Source organism: Planotetraspora kaengkrachanensis (assembly GCF_016862895.1).
GTDB lineage: Bacteria > Actinomycetota > Actinomycetes > Streptosporangiales > Streptosporangiaceae > Planotetraspora > Planotetraspora kaengkrachanensis.
The window spans coordinates 69,841-89,097 of the sequence record NZ_BONV01000037.1; the positions used below are offsets into that span (position 1 = coordinate 69,841).

Below are 19,257 nucleotides of genomic sequence, written 5' to 3' on the forward strand. Positions count from 1 at the left end.
CCGCCGAGGGAGAAAGGCTCGGCTGACGAGGTCTTTCAGGGGCGCAGCGCCGCCGCCTCGGCCGCGAGCTTCTCGATGCGGCCGTAGTCGCCGGCGGCCAGGGCGTCGGCCGGTGTGAGCCAGCTTCCGCCGACGGTGCCGACGTTCGGCAGGGCCAGGTAGGAGGGCGCGCTCGACAGGGTGATCCCTCCCGTGGGGCAGAACCGCACGTCGGGCAGCGGCCCGCCCAGCGACTTCAGGTACGGCACGCCGCCCGCCGCCTCGGCGGGGAAGAACTTCATCTCGCCGATCCCCCGTTCGGCCAGCGTCATCGCCTCGGAGGCGGTGGCCACGCCGGGAAGGAACGGCACACCCGACGCGAGCAGGGCGTCGAGCAGCCCGGGGGTCGTGCCGGGGGAGACCAGGAACCGCGAGCCCGCCGCGACCGCGGCGTCGACGTCGGCGGCCGACCTGACCGTGCCCGCTCCGACCACGGCGTCAGGCACCTCGGCGGCGATCCGCCGGATGGACTCGAGCGCGGTGGCCGTGCGCAGGGTGATCTCGATGACCGGCAGGCCGCCGGAGACGAGGGCCCTGGCGAGGGGAACGGCGGTCTCGGGGTCGTCCACCACGACGACCGGGACGACGGGGGCGAGATCGAGAAGGCTCATATCAGCTCCACGGTAGACGACCGCTGGGCGAGCCATGCGGCGGCTCCCACCAGCGCGGGCTGCTCGGCGACGATCAGCGAGGTCGCGATCGCGGTGATGTAGTCGGTCAGGGCGGGCGCGGTCGTCTCGAACCGTGCCCGGAAGTCGCTCCGGCGGGCGCGCTCCGCGATCCGCGGCAGCACGCCGCCCCCGAGGTAGACCCCGCCGCGCGCGCCCAGCATCAGGGCGACGTTCCCGGCGAAACCGCCGAGGAGGGCGAGGAAGACGTCGACCGTCTCGACGCAGAGCGGGTCGTCGGAACCGACCACCTCCGCGGCGGTGGCCGCCGTCGGCGTCACTCCGCGCACGAGTGCCAGGCCCCGGTGGAGCCGGGGCAGTCCCGTGCCGGACAGCAGGTGCTCGGCGTCCACGTACGGCAGGCCGTCCGCCCGCAGCGCCCGCACGATCTCCATCTCGAGGTCGGTGACGGCGGGGACCGATACGTGGCCCCCTTCACCGGGAACCGGCACCCAGCCGCCGCGCACCGGAACCAGGCCGCTCACTCCGAGACCGGTGCCGGGCCCCAGCACCGCCTTGGTGTCTCCGGCGGCGGGAGGGGGCCCGCCGAGCGACACGAGATCGTCGCCCGCGAGATGGGGGAGGGAGACCGCGAGCGCCTCGAAGTCGTTGAGCAGGTCGACGTGCGGGATGCGCAGGTCCTCGACGGAGCCCGACCATCCCGCGTTCGTCAGCCGATAGCGGTCGTCCTCGACCGGACCGGCGATCGCCAGGCACGCGGCCCCCGGCCGAACTCCGCCCGCATGGTCTGCGATATAGGCGGCTACGGCATCGGAGAGTCCCCGATATTCGGCGACGTTCAGTACGGCGACGTGCTCGGGCGGCCCGCCTCGGCGGTTCACCAGGCCGAATCGCGCGTTCGTCCCCCCGACGTCTGCGACCAGCCACGGCAACGTCACCGGGCACCTCCCGCGAACACGCTCGCCCCACGGTCGGGCGGGCCGACCATGCGGCGGAAGGACGAGAAGAGCTCCCTGCCGGTGCCCGCCCACTCCGCGTCGCTCAGCGGCGCGCCCTCGGGCGTGCGGTCCGACAGGTCCGCCTGGACGCTCAGGGTCCCGGCGGCCGAGTCGAGCCGAATGAGGTCGCCGTCGCGGATCAGCGAGATGGGCCCGCCGTCGGCGGCCTCGGGCGACAGGTGGATCGCCGCGGGCACCTTGCCCGAGGCGCCCGACATGCGGCCGTCGGTGACGATGGCCACCTTCTGGCCGCGGTCGAGCAGGACGGCCAGCGGGGGCGTGAGCTTGTGCAGCTCCGGCATCCCGTTCGCGCGCGGGCCCTGGTAGCGGACGACGGCGACGAAGTCCTGCCCGTCGAGGTCGCCCGACTCGAAGGCGGCCAGCAGGTCGCGCTGGTCGTCGAACACCCGCGCCGGCGCCTCGATGACGAGGTGCTCCGGCTTGACCGCCGACACCTTGCTCACCGCGCGGCCGAGGTTGCCCGACACCATGTGGATGCCGCCGTCGGCCGAGAACGGCTCGGCGGCCGGCCGCAGCACGTCGTGGTCGGTGCTGCCCTCGGCGCGCTCCTCCCAGACGAGCGAGCCCTCCTTGAGCTCGGGGGCGGAGCGGTAGTGTCCGAGCCCGCGTCCCGCGACGGTGAGGACGTCCTCGTGGAGGAAGCCGCCGTCGAGCAGGTCCCCGATGAGCACCGGCATGCCGCCCGCGGCCTGGAAGTGGTTCACGTCGGCCTGACCGTTCGGGTACATGCGCGTGAGCAGCGGCACCACTCGGGACAGGTCGGCCATGTCGTCCCAGGTCAGGTCGATGCCCGCCGCGGCCGCCATGGCCACCAGGTGCATCGTGTGGTTGGTCGACCCGCCGGAGGCGAGCAGCGCGACCACCGCGTTGACGATGGCACGCTCGTCGACGATCTCGCCGACCGGCGTGTACTCGTCTCCGTGCGCGGTGATCTCGACCGCGCGGCGGCCCGCCGCCTCGGTGAGCGCGTGCCGCAGCTCGGTGTGCGGGTTGACGAAGGTCGCGCCCGGCAGGTGGAGGCCCATGACCTCCATGAGCAGCTGGTTGGAGTTCGCGGTGCCGTAGAACGTGCAGGTGCCCGGCGAGTGGTACGACTTCGCCTCGGCGTCCAGCATCTCGGCCCGGTCGATCAGGCCTTCGGCGAACCGCTGCCTGGCCCTCGCCTTGACCTTGTTCGGCAGGCCCGAGGTCATCGGTCCGGCGGGAACGAAGATCGCGGGAAGGTGGCCGAAGTGCAGGGCGCCGATGAGCAGACCCGGCACGATCTTGTCGCAGACCCCGAGGAGCAGCGTGGCGTCGAACATGTCGTGCGACAGCGCGATCGCGGTCGCCATGGCGATGACGTCGCGGCTGTACAGGGACAGCTCCATGCCGGCCCGGCCCTGGGTGATGCCGTCGCACATGGCCGGGACGCCGCCTGCGACCTGCGCGACGCCGCCCGCGGCCCGCACCGCCCGCTTCAGCTCCGGCGGGTAGGTCTCGTACGGCTGGTGCGCGGACAACATGTCGTTGTACGACGTGACGATGGCCACGCCGGGCTTGGCCGTACCGCGCAGGTCGCGCTTGTCGTCCTCCGGGGCGCCGGCGAACCCGTGCGCGAGGTTGGCGCAGCCGAGTCGGCCGCGGGCGGGTCCGCGCTCGCGCAGCTCGTCCGCCGCGCGTCCGACGCGCTCCAGGTAGGCGGCGCGGCTGTCTGCGCTCCGCTCGCGGATCCGGTCGGTGACCTGGTCGATCACGCGGTTCGTCACTCGAATGCCTCCTCGTGCCACGTGCGGTCGCTGCGGGCAAGCAGTTCGTGGGCGCCGGCCGGGCCGGTGGTGCCGGCCGGGTAGGGCTCCGGCGTCATCCCCGATCCCTCCCAGTGCGCGATGATCGGGTCGATCCAGCGCCAGGCGGCCTCGACCTCGTCGCGCCGCATGAACAGGGTGGGGTTGCCGGCGAGCACGTCGGTGAGAAGCCGCTCGTACGCGTCCGGCACGCGGGCCGTGAAGGTGTCGGCGAAGCTGAGGCTGAGCGGCACCGGGCGGAGCGTCACCTCGCCCGCCCCCGGCTCCTTGGCCATCAGCCGCAGGTGGATGCCCTCGTCGGGCTGCAGCCGCAGGACGAGGCGGTTCGGCGCCGCTCCCGTGAAGATCGCGTGCGGCACGTCCTTGAACTGGACGACGATCTCCGACCGCCGGGCCGGCAGCCGCTTGCCGGTGCGCAGGTAGAAGGGCACGCCCGCCCAGCGCCAGTTCTTCACTTCCGCGCGGACGGCCGCGAAGGTCTCCACCCGGTGCGACGCGGCGGTGGGCCGGGTGCTGTCGGGCTCGTCCAGGTAACCGGGGACGGTCTCGTCCCCGAGGCGGCCCGAGGTGTACTGGCCCCGGACGGTGAACCGGTCGACCTCCGAGCCGACGATGGGCCGCAGCGACTGGAGCACCTTGACCTTCTCGTCGCGGACGGCCTCCCGGTCGTTCTTCGACGGCGGTTCCATGGCGACCAGGCAGAGCAGCTGGAGCAGGTGGTTCTGGACCATGTCGCGTAGCGCGCCCGCGTGGTCGTAGTAACCGCGGCGGCCCGGTGTGCCGACGGTCTCCGCCGCCGTGATCTGGACGTGGTCGATCCACAGCGAGTTCCAGATCGGCTCGAGGAACGCGTTGGCGAACCGGAGCACGAGCAGGTTCTGGACCGTCTCCTTGCCCAGGTAGTGGTCGATGCGGAAGATCTGCCGCTCGTCGAAGATGGCACCGACCTCGTCGTTGATGGCCTGGGCGCTTGCCAGGTCGCGTCCGAGGGGCTTTTCCAGTACGACCCGCGAAAGCGGCGTCACCAGCCCCGCCTCGTAGGCGCTGCGGCAGAAGGGGCCGAACGTCATGGGCGGACTGGCCAGGTAGAAGACGCGGTCGCGGTCCTCGCGGCCCGCGAGCATGGCGGTCAGGGCGTCCCAGCCGGCCTTCTCCGCGGGCCCGCCGACGTCGACGGAGACGTGGTGGAGCCGGTCGACGAACCGGTCCCAGCCCTCGGCTGAGCCCAGTGCGGGGCGCACCTCCGCGTCCACCTTGCCGCGGAAGTCGGCGTCGTCCAGCCCGCCGCGCGACATGGCGATGATCCGGGTCTCCTCGGCGAGCCGCCCGTCGCGGTCGCAGTGGTAGAGCGCCGGGAGGAGCTTCCGCATGGACAGGTCCCCGGTGCCGCCGAAGATGATCAGATCGACGGCTTGCCTGTCGGCAGAGGGTTGAACGGGCATGTTCGGGACATTAGCGGGAGATATGTGCTCTTTCAAGCCGACTTTTGTAACTAAAGATGAATAAGTCATTGCACTTAGGTGAGTCGCTGTGCTTGACTTCCGTAGATGTCACGACTTGCAACCACCGGAGAAGTCCTCCAGCTCATCAGGAGCGGAGAGGCCCTCACGCGTGCCGACATCGGGCGGGTGACGGGACTGTCGCGGCCCGCCGTCGCGTTGCGGGTGTCCGAGCTCCTGGGCCGCGGCCTGATCGTGGAGGACGCGGAGGGGCCGTCGACCGGAGGCAGGCCGCCGGTGCGGCTGCGCTTCGACGCGGCGGGCGGCGTGGTCCCGGTGGCCTCACTGGGTGCCAGTCGTACCCAGATCGCGGTGTGCGACCTCGCCGGTGACGTGCTGGTGCGCACCGATCTCGACATCGACGTCGAGGAGGGGCCGGAGGTCGTGCTGCCCCTGCTCATGGACACGTGGGAGAAGCTGCTCGACGGGCAGGCGCCGGTCGTGGGAGTCGGTCTCGGCGTGCCCGCGACCGTGGAGTTCGCCGCCGGGCGCACGGAAAGCGCCCGGGTGATGGCGAGCTGGACCGGGGTGGTCATTCCGCCGATCATCGCCGAGCGGTTCCCTGTCCCCGTGCTCGTCGACAACGACGTGAACGTCATCGCGATGGGGGAGCACCGCGTCGTCTACGCCTCCGAGCTCGACGACCTGCTCTTCGTGAAGATCTCCACCCGGATCGGGGCCGGCGTCATCTCCGGCGGAAGCATCCTGCGCGGTGCCCTGGGCGCGGCCGGTGAGATCGGCCACATCCCGGTCAGGGACGGCGGGGGAGTGTTGTGCCGGTGCGGCAACCTCGACTGCGTCGACTCGGTCGCCAGCGGCACGGCCATCCTGCGTGACCTGCGTGCCAAGGGCCGCGAGGTGTCCACCATGGCCGATGTGACCGCGCTGGTGCGCGCGGGCGACGCGGAGACCATGGCGGTCGTACGGCAGGCCGGGCGCTGGCTGGGCGAGGTGATCTCCGGCGCGGTGAACCTGCTCAATCCGTCCGTCGTGGTGCTCGGGGGCGACATCGCGGAGATGTTCCAGCCGCTGGTGTCGGGCGTCCGCGAGGTCATCTACCAGCGCTCGACCCAGCTCGCGACCCGCAGCCTCAGGATCGAGCGCAGCACGCTCGGCCCCGGCGCGGGGCTGACGGGGTGCGCGCTCATGGTTCTCGACCATGTGCTCTCCGCCGACGCGGTCGACGCGGCGAGCGGCCGGCCCGCCTCCTTCGCGGGCTGCTGACCGCCCTCCGCGGTGAGCGGCGGACCGTCTCAGCGGCCCCGCGCGTGATCGTGCGGACGCGGGAACAGCAGGCAGCGCAGGGCGTACTCGAGGGCCTGCGGGCTGGCCGCGGGAATCGGCCAGGGGAGGCGGATGAACCGGTCCTCACCCGCTCCGGATGACTCCGCCCCGGGTGCGGCCGACTTGATCGTGGCGCCGTAACGGTCGAGCTCCCAGAGCCAGGCGTCGGCCGCGGGCTCTCCCATCAGAACGGCGGTCGCCAGGGCCAGTTGGTCCCGGTGGGCCTCGTTGATGTGCCTGATCATCCGCTCGGCGGCGTGCAGGAAGGGGTCGGGCCGGGCGTCCAGGTAGTCGTCGGCGTCGAGCAGTCCGGACTCCTGTCCGGTCAGGTAGACGACGTGGGCCACGTCGACGCGCACGAGCCGGGGAGGGCCGTCCTCCAGCGCCGCGAACAGGTCCTCGTCCGGGCAGGCCTCGGCGATCGCGATCGCGGTTTCGCGGAGTTCGTCGTCAGGTACGGACTGGGTCCATCCCCGCACCTTCAGCAGGCCGCGCGCCTTCTCCCCGCCCGCCACGACACGCGTGGCCATGAGATCGACGGTCACCACGGTCTCCGAGGCGGAGCCGTACAGGGCCTCGCCGGGTTTGAGCAGCAGCACGGGCCTGCCCTGCGCGTCGACGCCCCCGCGGGCCGGGCAGGCGGGGAGGCCGGCCTCCGCGATGGACACGTGGGTCGGAGCGGCCATGGCGGCGAGGGTCCTGACCCGCTCGGGGATCGGGGCCGCCGCGACGGGGTGCTGCATGACTCTCCTCGAGTGCCGTGAGACGATTAGGTTAGTCTTACCTTAGTAAGGATTACCTAACTTGGGAAGGCGAGTACATGCGTTACACAGGGCCGAAGGTGCGGTTGTCGCGCCGGGCGGGCGTTCCGTTGACCCGCAAGGCGGTCAAGTACTTCGAGGCCCGGCCGTACCCGCCTGGAGAACACGGCCGCAAGACCAACCGGCGCACCACCGGCGACTACGGGATGCGGCTGCTGGAGAAGCAGAAGCTGCGCTGGTACTACGACGTCTCGGAGAAGCAGCTGCGCCGCTACTGGGACCTGGCGGTGCGCCGGCCGGGCCGGTCCGGGGAGGAGCTGCTGGTCATCCTCGAGACCAGGCTCGCCTCGCTCGTGCTGCGCGCCGGGCTCGCCCCGTCCATCTACGCCGCCCGGCAGTACATCAACCACGGCCACATCACGGTCGACGGCCGCAAGGTCGACATCCCGAGCTACCTCGTCAAGCCGGGTCAGGTCGTGGCCGTCCGGGCCCGGTCCCGCGCGATGCAGCCGTTCGTCGCCGCCTCGGAGGGCGTCTACGCCGACGACCGCATCGCGCCTTACCTCTCGGTGGACCACAAGGAGTTGCGGTTCACGCTGGTCGAACGCCCCGTCCGCGAGAACATCGTGCTTCCCGTCGACGAGCAGCTCGTCGTCGAGCACTACTCGCGCTAGGACGTGTCCGGTGAAGCGACCGCCTGCCGCGCGTGGACGGGCGGTCGATTCACCGGACGCTCCCCGGGCCGGCGGCGGGTCAGCCGAGGACGGTGACGAGACTGTCGTCCTTGAACCTCACGGGCTCACCGGTCCGCCGCTCGACCGCGCCGTCCGTCCCCACGATGACGATGGTGTTGTGCGCCGATCCCTTGACACGGACCGCGAGACGGCCGTCGTGGAGATACATGGCCCCGATCAGCGTGCCGCCGACCGGGATGGCGACCTTCTTCCCTGTCCTGGTGTCGACGATCGTCGGGGGGAACCCGGGCGGCCAGGCGCCGTCGCCGCCCGGGTCCTCGGGGCCGATCCGGTGGACGACGACCCGGCCGCCGTCGGGTGACAGGCTCTGGACGTGCTTGGCGAGCTCGATTCCAGCGGCCCTGTGCGCGGCCCCCGTCGTGGTGTCGAGCAGGTAGACCCCCTCCGTCGTCCCCGCGTAGCCGGCCAGGAAGCGGCCATCGCCGGACCACGCGAGGTGACAGATCCCCTCGCTCGGTCCGACGACCCGTCCTCCCGTCCCGTCGACGGCCACGGTCGCGACGGCGGGCTCGCCCGAGTCCGACCTGACCGAATAGGCGACCGTCGCCGAGTCCGGCGAGAAGACGGGCGTCTCGCAGGGTGCGATGCCCGCGTCCGAGGCGACGACCCGGTCCTCGACATCGCGGCCCGCGCCGAAGTAGTGGGTGACATGCAGCTCCCCGTCGAGGATCCAGGCCGCCCTGCTGCCGTCCGGCGACACCGCCACCTGCGTGAGGGGCCGGCCGTCCGCGAGGGTCTCCACCCGCGGCTTCCCGTCCGGCCGATCCCAGACGATCTGCTTCGTGCCGTCCTCGCCGTGCCGTACATAGGCCGCGCCCTTCGCCGGCGGCTGCGGCGTCTCGGCGGCGCCGCCGGTGTCCGCCGGGCGGTGGACCGTTCCAGACACAGGCGCCGACGAGCAGGCCGCGATCAACGCGGCGGCCGCCCCCGTGACGGCCAGCGGCCGCAGGAATTCCCTCATCTTGCCCCCTCCATGATTCCTGGACCATTTGACGCCGGTCACCGGGAGAAGGTTCGGGGCAGTGGGGCTCGCCGTTCGTCACGCCTGCGCCGGCCGCGGCGCATCTGAACGCGGACCGGCGCCGCGTCAGGGCGTCAGGGCGCGAAGCCGGTCCTCGAGGGGCGGTGCGCCGAGCCGGTTGTCGACCTCGATGTACGGCACGGCGGGCGGTTCGTCCACCCGGATCGCCCTCAGGTATTCCGCGAACCGCTCGAGCTTGCCCGCGTCCCTGGGCGAGCCCCGCCTTTCCAGGCGCTCGCGCAGGGTGGCACCGTCGGACCTGATCCAGAGGAGATGAATGTCGGGGCCGCCGAGTTCCGCCGCCCATTCGCGCCATCGGGCGGAGTCGTGGACCTGGGCGGTGAAGGGCCCGCTGAGCATGACCGGGCAGTCGTGCGATCGGATCTCCCGAGCGGTCGCGGTCAGCCCGGCGTACTCATGCCGCTTGATGTGCTCGTCGTACCACGCGCCTTCGCGCTCGCCCTGCGGCCGGCCGCCGGCCGCGAGTGTGGCCGCGACGAATCCGCCGTAGACGGTGTCCTTGTCCAGCAGCGCGGGCACGGGACGGAGGAGGCGCAGGAGGATCGAGCAGACCGTCGACTTGCCCGAGCCGGGCGGCCCCGACACGACCCACACCGGTGCCGCCATCACACCTCCCCGATCGCGTCCGCCCCTGTCATGGTGCCCCGCCGGGGCGGGACGCCCGCTCATCGGCCTGCAAGCCGGCTGCCTGGAACCGCGGGCCGGGAGGCGCCTGACCGGAGCGGCCCGCCAGATCGGAGCGGCCCGCCAGACCGGAGCGGGCCGCCTGGTGACCGGCCTAGAAGCCGCACAAGTCGTCGAGGCTCTTGGCCGCGTCCTTGTTGGACGTGGGCGTCGAGTGCGCCTTGGGCTTGTCCTTCGTCTTGGTCGGGTCGGGGGTCGCGCCCGAGGTCGCGTCGGCGGCGACGGTCTCCGTGTCCGCCATCGAATCCTTGATCGCCTGAGTGGTGAGGGTGCGGATCTTCTTCCAGTCCGGATCGCCGGTGTAGATCAGCGGGGGGACGAACTGGAGGCTGGTGATCTTGGCGGCCTTCACCTTCAGGCCGAGGGGGACCAGGTGCTCCAGCAGGTCGCGCGGGATGTCGGTGCGGAACATGTGCCGCGCGGCCGCGGCGATCTTGGTGAAGTTGGCGAGGAAGGTGGCCGGAGTGATCTGCTGCGCCATCGCCCCGATCACGCAGCGCTGGCGGGCCATCCGGGAGTAGTCGTCGCTGTCAACGCGGGACCGGCCGTACCAGAGCACCTGCTCGCCGTCGAGCTGCCGGTAGCCCGCCTTGATCGTGCCCGCCGTGCCGTAGTGCCCGCCCCACTTGATGTCGCGCTCGACCCGGATCTTCAGGCCGCCGACGGCGTCGATCAGCGCCGCGAAGCCGAACATGTCGACGATCGCGTAGTAGTCGATGTGCAGTCCGAGCGTGTAGCCGATCGCGTCGCGCAGCGCCTGGGCGCCGCGGTTCTTCCCGCCCATGATCTGGGGGTTGTTGTCCGCGTAGTACCAGACCGAGTTGAGCAGGCCCTGGCCCTCGGCGTCGAACCCGTTGGGGAACTGCTTGTGCAGCGGGCTCGACGGGGGGAAGCGCACGTACTGCAGGTTGCGCGGGAGGCTGATCAAAACGGTGTTGCCGCTGGCGATGTCGACGCTCGCCACGGTCATGGAGTCGGTCCTTACGCCGATCCTGTTGCCCGCCGCGTCACCGCCGAGCAGCAGGAAGTTCACCCGCTTGCGCCCGTTCCACGGGTCCTCGGCCCGGACGGGCGAGGCGGTCACGCCTGATGAGCCGACATCGGGCGCGGTGACGGCGTCGAGAAGGTCGTTCGCGGTCTTGACCGTGCTGGCGGTGAAGCCGAACGGGGCCATCACCGCGATGCACAGGACGCCGACCATGATGCCCGCCACGACCTGGCCGCCCCGGGGAAGACGACTGGGACGAAGCGCCATGAACGAGAACAGGATCAGCGCGAACCAGGCGAGCGCGCACACCGCCGCGCCGACCATGATGGCGTTGAGGGTGCTGTTCCTGACCACGACGCCCGCGTTCTGGGTGAGCTGCAGGCCGAAGACCACGAGGCCGGCGAGCGCGGCGCCGAAGACGGCGAGCAGGACGAACCCCGTCTTCCGCTTGCCCGCTCTCAGATGCGCCGCCCCGGGGATCACCGCGGACAGAGCCGTCCACCCGATCAGGGATCCGGTCGTCACCGGGCGGACGAAGCGCGGTCCTCCGCCGGTGGGACGTGGTCCCTGCTCGCCTCCGGTCTTGTCAGCCGTCCCCCGTGAGGCCTGACTCACCACTGGCTCCCCTCCCGTAAAAGCTTGGCACGGGATTGTAGCCATAAATTCGGACAAGTCCGGCGTTATTCTTCATTCCTCTCGATAGTTATCGAAAAGAAGCCGTTTCCTGTGTTTCAGCAAGAAGCCGACGACGCCTGGGTCTTCGGCCGGGCTGTCCGCCGACACCCCGCCCAAGTGCGGTGAATGTACGCCAAATGTCACTGTTTTCTCACCCGTCACGGATGTAGCGGTAACCGGGCACAATGCGTAATCGTCCGAGGTGATCTCTGCGATGTTCCGGAATCGCCGGGCTCGTCTGCCCTAGCGTTTTTCGTATGAATCTGCAGCAGCTCCGTTATGTGGTCGCCACCGCGGAGCACCGCACCATGACCGATGCCGCAAGATCGCTTTACATCGCGCAGCCCGCTCTTTCCCGGGCGATTCGGGACCTCGAGCGGGAGCTCGGAATGACGCTCTTCGCGCGCTCGGGCAGGGGTGTGGTGGTGACGGCGCAGGGCCGCCGCGTCGTCAAGCTCGCGCGTGAGGCGCTCGACGCCGTCCATGAGATCGAGGCGCTGGCGACGAACACCCCGTCGTCGGGCTCGGAACTCCGGGTCGCCTCGACCCCCAGCCTGGAGCCCGGCCTCGCCGGTCGCCTGCTCCCCGCGTACGTGGCCGAGCATCCGGACGTCCGGGTGCACATCGTGCGATGCGAGGGGCGCGACGCCGTGGTGAGCGCCGTGCGCGAGCAGCGCGCCGATCTCGGCCTGACCGATCTCCCGGTGCCGACCGACCTCGTCAGCCATCCGGTCGAACGCCAGGAGATCGTGCTGATCTCGCCGCCCGGCGCCGACCTGCCCGACCCGGTCCCGCTGACCCGGTTGAACGGACTTCGGCTGGTCCTGCCGGCGCCGGGAAGCCCCCGGCGGCGGGAGTTCGACCACATCTTCGCGACCTACGGCGTCCGCCCCATCCCCGCGGTGGAGTCGGACGAGCGCGGCGGCTGGCTGCGCGCGGTCCGGGACGGCAAGGCGTCCCTGTTGTGGTACCGCGGCATGGCGGACCAGGCGGCCCGGACGGGGCTGGTGGTCCGATCCCTCGATCCCCAGCTCAAGAAGATCATCGCCGTGGTCCACGTCCGCAAGCGGCTGACCGCGGTGGCGCAGGACTTCCTGACCATGGCCGAGGGCGGTTCGGCCGCCTGATCGGCGGGCGCAGTGTTGGACCGTTCCACCATCGGGCTCGCGGTCGGCGCCGAGTAGTGTGGCCACGATGTCTAATCCCTCTGCTCTGCGTCTTCGGGGCCGCACGTTCGGGCCGGGCGACTTCGCCGTCATGGCCGTCGTCAACCGGACGCCCGATTCCTTCTATGACAAGGGCGCGACGTTCGGCTTCACGGCCGCTGTGGACGCGGCCACGCGGCTGATCGACGAGGGGGCCGACATCGTCGACATCGGCGGGGTGAAGGCCGGCCCCGGCGACGTGGTCGGCCCGGCGGAGGAGATCGACCGGGTCGCCGGTGTGGTCGCGGCCGTCCGAGCCCGCCATCCCGACGTGATCATCAGCGTCGACACCTGGCGGTCCGAGGTGGCCAAGGTGGTCGCGGACGCCGGCGCCGACCTGTTGAACGACACCTGGGGCGGGGTGGACCCCGGGCTGGCCGAGGTCGCGGGCGCGTACGGCGTCGGGCTGGTGTGCGCCCACGCGGGGCGGGTGGAGCCGCGGACCCGGCCGCACCGGATCGGCTACGCCGACGTGGTGGCCGACGTCATCGGCTACACCACGGCCCTGGCCGAGCGGGCGGTCTCCGTGGGAGTCCGCCGGGACGCGGTGCTCATCGACCCGGCCCACGACTTCGGCAAGAACACCTGGCACTCGCTCGAGGTCTCCCGGCGGCTGGGAGAACTGGTCGCAACGGGCTGGCCGGTGCTGGTGGCCGTGTCCAACAAGGACTTCGTCGGGGAGGCCCTCGGCGGGTTGCCCGTCGAGCGGCGGCACGAGGGGACGCTGGCGACCCTCGCGGTCTCGGCCGTGCAGGGAGCACGGGTCTTCCGCGTCCACGACGCCGCCGGCGCCCGCGCCGCACTCGCCGCGGTGGAGCGGCTCAGGGACGCGTGAGGCAGGCCCGCTCGCCGGCGGTGCGTCAGGACGCCTCCCGGCGGTGCGTCAGGAGTACATGACCGACAGGAAGCGGACCAGGACCGCCTCGCGGGTCGCGGCAGGCAGCGCGTCGAGGACCGCGTTCACCACGGCCATCTCCGGCTGCGCGGCGTCGCCGGAACCCGACCCCCGCAGGTCGACGCCGACGGACGCGGCGAGCTCGGCGAACGTCGCATCGTCGAGGGCGTCGAGGTCGAGCCCGGCGATCAGCTCGGGAAGACCGTCGGGGACCACGGCCGGGCCCCTTGCCCGCGCGGCCCCGGCCGCGGCGGCGATCACCTCGAGCAGGGCGTCCACGCCGGCGAGGGTGACCCCGGTGACGGTGATGTGGAGATTGGCGGGGATCCCCGCGTACGACAGTTGCGGTTGCAGGAACCAGCCGAGTCGCCTGGCCTCGTCGGCGACCACGAAGACGTCGACCTCGTCCGAGCCCGCGATCGCGACCAGCGACGACTCCGGCTCGCCCAGCACGCGCAGGCCCGGGATCGCCGCCACGCCCTTGACGAGCCGGCGGGTCGCCTCCAGGGTCGTACGGCCCAGCTCCCGATAGCCCTCGGCCCCGAGGGCCTGAAGCGTCCCCCACGCGCCGCCGAGCGGACCGGCCGACCGGGAGCTCTGCACGGTCGCGTTGATGATCGTGTACCCCGGCCACGCCGCAGAGGCGAAGTACGCCTTCCTCCGCAGCGCGGCGTCCCGGAACAGCAGCACCGAGGCGCCCTTGGGCGCGTAGCCGAACTTGTGCAGGTCGCACGAGATCGACGTCACGCCGGGGACGCTCAGGTCGAACGGCGGCACGGCGGCTCCCGCCTCCCGGAGCCAGGGGAGCAGCCAGCCGCCCACACAGGCGTCCACGTGGCACAGCACCCCCTTCGCCGAGGCCAGGGCGGCGACCTCCTCGACCGGGTCGATCACGCCCTGGGGGTAGGACGGCGCCGACGCCACCACCAGCACGGTCCTGGCGGTGAGGGCCGCCTCGACCGCCGCGGGGGAGACCGTGAAGGTGACCGGGTCCACCGGTACGGGCACCACGTCCAGGCCGAGGTAGTGGGCCGCCTTGTGGAACGCGGGATGGGCGGTGACCGGCAGGACGATCTCCCCGCCGCCCGGGCCGTGGTCGCGGGCGGCCTTCACCGCCAGCATGATCGACTCGGTGCCGCCGCTCGTGAAGATCCCGGGGGCGCCCGGCCGTCCGAGGAGTTCGGCGACCGCGCCGACGACCTGCTTCTCGATCGCCACCATGCTGGGGAACGCCGTCGGGTCGAGCATGTTGACCTCGAGCATCTCGGCGTATGCGCGGTGGGCGGTCTCGTGGACCTCCGGCCGTCCCGTGTCGTAGACGTACGCCGTCACCTTGCCGCCGCGGACCGGAAGATCGGCGGCCTTCAGTCCGGACAGTTCGGCGAGCAGGTCCTGCGCGGTCCTGCCGTGCTCGGGAAGCATGTCGATCTCCTCGCGTCACGAGGATGCTAACGGGAGTGGCCTGACCCGGCGAAGGGCCCGGTTCCTTCGGAGGACTCCGGTTGGAACCAGTCTGACCTAACTCCTCAAGTGGGGTGCTCTTTATTGCGCTTTGTCGCTATGGTTGCCGCGAACCTCTGACTAGGTGGTGTGCATTGCGGCACTTCTTCGGGTTGCTGCTGGGTGTCGTCGTGACCGCGGCCGTTCTCCTCGGCGCCGGGTGGGCGTCTCAGGAGGTGATCCGGGGCGCGGCCCTGAACCTCGATCCGTCCAGGGACTGGCGCATGCTGACCGCCATCGGAGTGATGGCGCTGGTCGGCCTCCTGGTCGCCCTCGTGCTCGTCACCAGGGTCTCGCCGCTGGCCGCGTTCGTCCCCTCCCTCGTTTTGCTGGCCTGGACCGTGGTCTACGTCCTCGACGTCACCCGGGCCACCGGGCTCGCCCCGACGGGCTCCTCCGTCCAGGCGGAGGTCGCGGAGGCCGGCCGGGGCATGCTGGCCCTGCTGTCCACCGGCATTCTGGGCATGCTCGGCGTGGCCCTGTTCGTCCCCGTTCTCATGCCGTCACGCTGGGCGGGTCCGGTGCGGGACGATGAGGATGAGTACGAGGAGAACGTCGGCTACTGAGGTAGAGGTGGGTGACGGCCTCCTCGATCGAGGCCTCGCCCGGCACGACGGCCCGGAGTCCGGCGACGGTCCCGTCGAAGGCCAGCCGCCCGTGGTCGATGAGCATCACTCTGCGGCACAGTTGCTCGATGTCGCCCAGGTCGTGGGTGGTGAGCAGGATCGTCGTGCCGTGCTCGGCGTTGAGCCGCCGCAGGAAGTCGCGCACCCCGGCCTTGCTGACCACGTCCAGCCCGATGGTCGGCTCGTCGAGGACCAGGATCGGCGGGTCGTGGAGCAGCGCCGCGGCGATGTCGCCCCGCATCCGCTGCCCGAGGCTGAGCTGGCGCACCGGAGTGGCGAGGAAGTCCCCGAGTTCGAGGAGCGAGCACAACTCGTCCAGCCTCCTGCGGAACACCCGGCGATCTACTTTGTAAAGGAGCCGGACCAGTTCGAAGCTGTCCTTGAGCGGCAGGTCCCACCACAACGTCGTCCGCTGGCCGAACACCACGCCGATCATGCGCGCGAGAGCCATACGGCGGCGTGAGGGGTCCAGCCCGGCCACCCGCAGCCTGCCGGAGGTGGGCGCGAGGATGCCCGTGAGCATCTTGATCGTCGTTGACTTCCCCGCCCCGTTCGGGCCCAGGCAGCCGACGAACTCCCCGGCCTCCACGGCGAAGGACAGGTCCCGCACGGCGTGCACGACCGTCCCTCGCACCTTGAACGTCCGCCCTAGGCGGTCGACCTCGATCATCTAGCTCCCCGTCGATCGGTAGCGGCGGACGCCGGCGCGCCACGCGAGGAACGCGGCGAGCGCGATCGCGGCGGCGGCGGCCGGAGAGAGGAAACGCAGCCAGTACGGCAGGCCGAACGGGTCGTCCCGGCCGAGCACGTAGAGCCCCGGCTGCCAGTTCACGAACGCCAGCGGCAGCACGTAGGTGACGCCGCGGACGAGTTCGCCCCCGTAGACGCTGAGGGGGTAATGCGTGAGGGTCGCGCCTCCGTAGGTGAAGGCGTTCGCCACCTCGGGGGCGTCGGTGAGCAGGAACTGGGCCGCGCCGCCCAGCGCCCAGAGCGCCGTGAAGATCACCGTGCCGGACGCGACCATGACGGGGATCATCCAGCCGCGTTCCAGGGGGACGTCGACGCGGTTCAGCGCGATGGCGAGGACCGCGGCGGCCTGGATCACCCGGCCGATCCGGTGCGGCACGAACCGCTCGGTCGCGACCTGCACGAACGGGCTCACCGGCCGGATGAGCATGACGTCGAACGTGCCGGCCCTGATGTGCTGGCTGATCCGGTCGACGTTGCTGAACAGCAGGTCGGCGAGGGCGAAGGAAAGGCCGGCCGTGCCGTACAGGAACATGACCTCGCCGAGGTCGAAGCCCCCGAGGCTGGTGGTGTTGGTGAAGATCACCCAGATCACGGCGACGTCGAGGCCGCTGATGACGAAGCCCCCGACGGTCATGAGCGCGAAGGACACGGGGTACTGGGCGGCGGCGCGGGTCCAGGCCCACACCAGCAGCAGGTACGTCCTAACCACCCTGGATCACCACCTTGCGGCGGGCGGCGGCCGTGGCCAGGGCGCCCGCGCCGAGCAGGGCGGCGGCCCAGAACGTCTGGAAGGCGAGGGCGCCGGCGACCGAGGTCTTCCCGAGGTACACGTCGGCGGGCACCTGGACCATGGCCGCCCAGGGCAGCGACCGCGCGAGCGTGCCCAGCCAGCCGGGGAAGATCACCAGTGGCAGCATGAGGCCGCTGAAGAACGTGGTCAGGATCGTCGACAGGACGGAGAGCCCGCGGTCGTCGATCACCCAGCAGGTGGCGAGCGCGACCAGGTAGCGCCAGCCGAAGCTGACGACGACGCCGAGGACGAAGCTGACCATGAACGCGGCCCAGGTGGCCGGGCCCGCGGGGAGCACGATGCCGAACAGCAGGGCGCCGACCAGAGCGGGCGGGACGCTGCGGGCGACGAAGAGGTAGGCGGCCCGCCCGAGGTCCTCGGAAAGACACCAGAGCTGAAGCGACGCTGGACGCACGAGATCGAGGGCGACGTCCCCGGTGCGGATCCGCTGGGGGAGGTCCAGCCCTCCGCCGAAGACCTGCATCGGCCCGATGTAGGCCTGGGTGAGGAAGCAGAAGGTGACCGCGTCGACGACCTCGTATCCGCCGAGGCCGGGCCGCGCCTGCCAGAGGGCGATCAGGACGTACGCGCGCAGGACGCCGAAGACGGTGTTGGTGAACGCGCCGGCCGCCGCGGCGGCCCAGTAGGTCGCGTGCCTGCGGAAGCCGTAGCCGATCAGCCGCACATAGAGGGTGAAGAGCGGGCACCTCCAAGGCCGGGGGAACGCGATGATCCTAAGTCAACGGTCGGCCAGGCGATAGACGAAACGCAGCCCCGACCAGACGGCGTCGACGGCGCAGACCTTGTTGTCGACCAGTCCCTGGCCGAGGCCGTAGGCCCTGACCCTGTCGTCGGACAGGTCGGTCGCGACCCCGCTCGACTTCTTCGGCCAGCACACCCAGAGCCCGCCGTCGCGGGCGAGCGTGTCCAGGGCCCCCGGGAACCACCGGGCCAGCGCCGCCTCGTCGCGGCAGAACAGCAGGGTCACGTCGTACGGCCCGGGGCCGTCGGCGCCCTCTATGCCCAGGTCCGGAGGATCGGGCGGGGTTCCGATGAGCCGGACGAGATGCCCGGCTTGATTCCGAGCTTCCTCGTCAGGGGGACTCCGGCATATTCGCTCATATCGGGGGGATCCTCGGACTGTGAACGTTACCGCTCTGTAACCACTCTGTAAGGCAGGAGAAACGTACCAACCGGTAGAACGATTGCCTAGCCGGGTATGTCCCTTTTGGGAGGTTTGCATGGCGGATGAGATCGACGCGGACATTAATCCGGAATATCCGGTCAGCTGGCAGGCGGCGGCGCTCAACGGGGTACTGCGCGGCACGATGAAACCGATCTCCACCATCCTCCTCCGCAACACGACCGGCATGGCAGTCGCCAGCCGGTTGATCTGTCTCGGTGAGCGGGTTCCCGGGATCCTCCCCAAGCACGTCACGATACGGCAGGAGCGATTCGAGTCCTGCGCGGGCGAATGGGTCCGGGGTGGGGACGACGTCGACGAGAGCAAGGTGCTTCTGTACTTTCACGGCGGCGCCTATTTCATCTGCTCCGCCGCCACGCACCGCCCGATCACCTGGAGGCTGTCGGCGGTCGCCAAGCGGCCGGTGCTGGCGATCGACTACCGGCAGGGACCCATCCACACGCTCGCCCACTCTCTGACCGACGCCCTCGAGGCCTACCAGTCGCTGCTCGACCGGGGGCACGCCCCCGGGGACATCCTGTTCGCCGGCGACTCGGCCGGCGGCCATCTGGCCCTCGCCACCCTGCTCTCCCTGCGTGACCAGGGGCGCCCGCTGCCCGCCGCCGCGATCTGCATGTCGCCCTGGACCGACCTCAGCGACGTGCGCCGGCGGGTCAACTGCTGGGCCGACCCCCTGCTGCCCGCGGGCCGCGTGGACTGGCTGGCCAGACGCTGGACCGACGGCCTCGACTGCCGCGACCCCCTGGTCTCTCCCGTGTTCGGCGACTACACCGGCATCCCCCCGCTCATGATCGTGACGGGTTCCACGGAGATCCTGCGCGACGACGGCCGCCGGGTCGCGCTCAGCGCACGGGAGAACGGCGTCCCGGTCACCTACGAAGAGTGGAACCGCATGCCCCACGTCTTCGCGATCCTCGCCGACGTCGTCCCCGAGGCGCGCCTGGTCTTCCAGCACATCTCCCGTTTCATCGGAGCGGTCGAGGCGCGGTCCGCGCGATCCGGGCAGGAAGCCGCCTGATGTAGGTATTTGTAACCAATGGGACGCTTGTGACCTGCGGTTTCCCGAATTCCCCTTACCTAAAGGTGTCATTGGCCTTACCTCGCATGCCGCTTCCGGTCAGTACC

The 19,257-nt window shown here is 71.0% G+C and carries 19 protein-coding genes; 6 read left to right on the forward strand and 13 right to left on the reverse strand.

Annotation, left to right across the window (positions count from 1 at the left end; genetic code table 11):
• Positions 1–35 precede the first annotated feature (35 nt).
• The 4 genes from eda to zwf are packed head-to-tail and all read right to left on the reverse strand — an operon-like array spanning position 36 to position 4,916.
• A complete protein-coding gene (eda, locus tag Pka01_RS31545; protein ID WP_203886592.1) occupies positions 36–650 on the reverse strand; it encodes a bifunctional 4-hydroxy-2-oxoglutarate aldolase/2-dehydro-3-deoxy-phosphogluconate aldolase in 615 nt (204 codons plus the stop codon).
• Complete coding sequence (locus tag Pka01_RS31550) at positions 647–1,606, reverse strand: glucokinase (RefSeq protein ID WP_203886593.1); 960 nt, start codon at positions 1,604–1,606, stop codon at positions 647–649. Before Pka01_RS31550 ends, eda begins: the two co-directional genes overlap by 4 nt.
• Positions 1,603–3,435: a phosphogluconate dehydratase gene (edd, locus tag Pka01_RS31555; protein ID WP_373318197.1), complete on the reverse strand. Its 1,833-nt coding sequence runs from the start codon at positions 3,433–3,435 to the stop codon at positions 1,603–1,605. Before edd ends, Pka01_RS31550 begins: the two co-directional genes overlap by 4 nt.
• Complete coding sequence (zwf, locus tag Pka01_RS31560) at positions 3,432–4,916, reverse strand: glucose-6-phosphate dehydrogenase (RefSeq protein ID WP_203886594.1); 1,485 nt, start codon at positions 4,914–4,916, stop codon at positions 3,432–3,434. Before zwf ends, edd begins: the two co-directional genes overlap by 4 nt.
• 105 nt (positions 4,917–5,021) lie before the next feature.
• On the opposite strand from zwf, the gene Pka01_RS31565 reads away from it, so the two are divergent.
• Complete coding sequence (locus Pka01_RS31565; RefSeq protein ID WP_203886595.1) at positions 5,022–6,197, forward strand: ROK family transcriptional regulator; 1,176 nt, start codon at positions 5,022–5,024, stop codon at positions 6,195–6,197.
• Positions 6,198–6,226: 29 nt separating this feature from the next.
• Here Pka01_RS31565 and Pka01_RS31570 read toward each other — a convergent pair whose 3' ends face one another.
• Positions 6,227–7,000, reverse strand: coding sequence for a DUF2470 domain-containing protein (locus Pka01_RS31570; RefSeq protein ID WP_203886596.1), 774 nt, complete (start codon positions 6,998–7,000; stop codon positions 6,227–6,229).
• A gap of 77 nt (positions 7,001–7,077) precedes the next feature.
• On the opposite strand from Pka01_RS31570, the gene rpsD reads away from it, so the two are divergent.
• Positions 7,078–7,692: a 30S ribosomal protein S4 gene (gene rpsD / locus Pka01_RS31575; RefSeq protein WP_203886597.1), complete on the forward strand. Its 615-nt coding sequence runs from the start codon at positions 7,078–7,080 to the stop codon at positions 7,690–7,692.
• Between the two features lie 79 nt (positions 7,693–7,771).
• Here the strand turns inward: rpsD and Pka01_RS31580 are convergent, their stop codons facing one another.
• From Pka01_RS31580 to Pka01_RS31590, 3 genes are all read right to left on the reverse strand, one after another.
• A complete protein-coding gene (locus Pka01_RS31580; RefSeq protein WP_203886598.1) occupies positions 7,772–8,734 on the reverse strand; it encodes a hypothetical protein in 963 nt (320 codons plus the stop codon).
• A 126-nt stretch (positions 8,735–8,860) separates the two neighbouring features.
• Positions 8,861–9,421 carry a P-loop nucleotide/nucleoside kinase family protein gene (locus Pka01_RS31585; RefSeq protein ID WP_203886599.1) on the reverse strand — a complete coding sequence of 187 codons (561 nt, stop codon included), beginning with the start codon at positions 9,419–9,421 and terminating at the stop codon, positions 8,861–8,863.
• 172 nt (positions 9,422–9,593) lie between these two features.
• Complete coding sequence (locus tag Pka01_RS31590; protein ID WP_239115644.1) at positions 9,594–11,102, reverse strand: LCP family protein; 1,509 nt, start codon at positions 11,100–11,102, stop codon at positions 9,594–9,596.
• A gap of 317 nt (positions 11,103–11,419) precedes the next feature.
• Between Pka01_RS31590 and Pka01_RS31595 the strand changes: the two genes are divergently transcribed.
• Together Pka01_RS31595 and folP are read left to right on the forward strand one after the other, a co-directional pair.
• A complete protein-coding gene (locus Pka01_RS31595) occupies positions 11,420–12,289 on the forward strand; it encodes a LysR family transcriptional regulator (RefSeq protein WP_203886601.1) in 870 nt (289 codons plus the stop codon).
• Positions 12,290–12,356: 67 nt separating this feature from the next.
• Complete coding sequence (folP, locus tag Pka01_RS31600; protein WP_203886602.1) at positions 12,357–13,202, forward strand: dihydropteroate synthase; 846 nt, start codon at positions 12,357–12,359, stop codon at positions 13,200–13,202.
• 48 nt (positions 13,203–13,250) lie between these two features.
• On the opposite strand, the gene Pka01_RS31605 is transcribed toward folP, so the two are convergent.
• On the reverse strand, positions 13,251–14,684 hold the full coding sequence (locus Pka01_RS31605; RefSeq protein WP_203886603.1) for a pyridoxal phosphate-dependent decarboxylase family protein: 1,434 nt from the start codon (positions 14,682–14,684) through the stop codon (positions 13,251–13,253).
• Positions 14,685–14,857: 173 nt separating this feature from the next.
• On the opposite strand from Pka01_RS31605, the gene Pka01_RS31610 reads away from it, so the two are divergent.
• Entirely contained in the window at positions 14,858–15,328 is a 471-nt protein-coding gene (locus Pka01_RS31610) for a hypothetical protein (RefSeq protein WP_203886604.1), read from the forward strand.
• Here Pka01_RS31610 and Pka01_RS31615 read toward each other — a convergent pair.
• Genes Pka01_RS31615 through Pka01_RS31630 form a run of 4 tightly spaced genes read right to left on the reverse strand, consistent with a single transcriptional unit; the run spans position 15,258 to position 17,916 of the window.
• Positions 15,258–16,058, reverse strand: coding sequence for an ABC transporter ATP-binding protein (locus tag Pka01_RS31615; protein ID WP_203886605.1), 801 nt, complete (start codon positions 16,056–16,058; stop codon positions 15,258–15,260). The two genes, Pka01_RS31610 and Pka01_RS31615, sit on opposite strands and share 71 nt — an antisense overlap.
• Positions 16,059–16,847 carry an ABC transporter permease gene (locus Pka01_RS31620; RefSeq protein ID WP_203886606.1) on the reverse strand — a complete coding sequence of 263 codons (789 nt, stop codon included), beginning with the start codon at positions 16,845–16,847 and terminating at the stop codon, positions 16,059–16,061.
• Positions 16,840–17,613 carry an ABC transporter permease gene (locus tag Pka01_RS31625; RefSeq protein ID WP_203886607.1) on the reverse strand — a complete coding sequence of 258 codons (774 nt, stop codon included), beginning with the start codon at positions 17,611–17,613 and terminating at the stop codon, positions 16,840–16,842. The genes Pka01_RS31620 and Pka01_RS31625 overlap by 8 nt, the downstream gene beginning before the upstream one ends.
• Positions 17,614–17,667: 54 nt before the next feature.
• Positions 17,668–17,916, reverse strand: coding sequence for a hypothetical protein (locus tag Pka01_RS31630; RefSeq protein ID WP_203886608.1), 249 nt, complete (start codon positions 17,914–17,916; stop codon positions 17,668–17,670).
• A gap of 253 nt (positions 17,917–18,169) precedes the next feature.
• On the opposite strand from Pka01_RS31630, the gene Pka01_RS31635 reads away from it, so the two are divergent.
• The gene (locus tag Pka01_RS31635; protein WP_203886609.1) at positions 18,170–19,150 is read left to right on the forward strand and encodes an alpha/beta hydrolase; all 981 of its coding nucleotides are present in this window, start codon (positions 18,170–18,172) and stop codon (positions 19,148–19,150) included.
• The last annotated feature ends 107 nt before the right edge of the window (positions 19,151–19,257 follow it).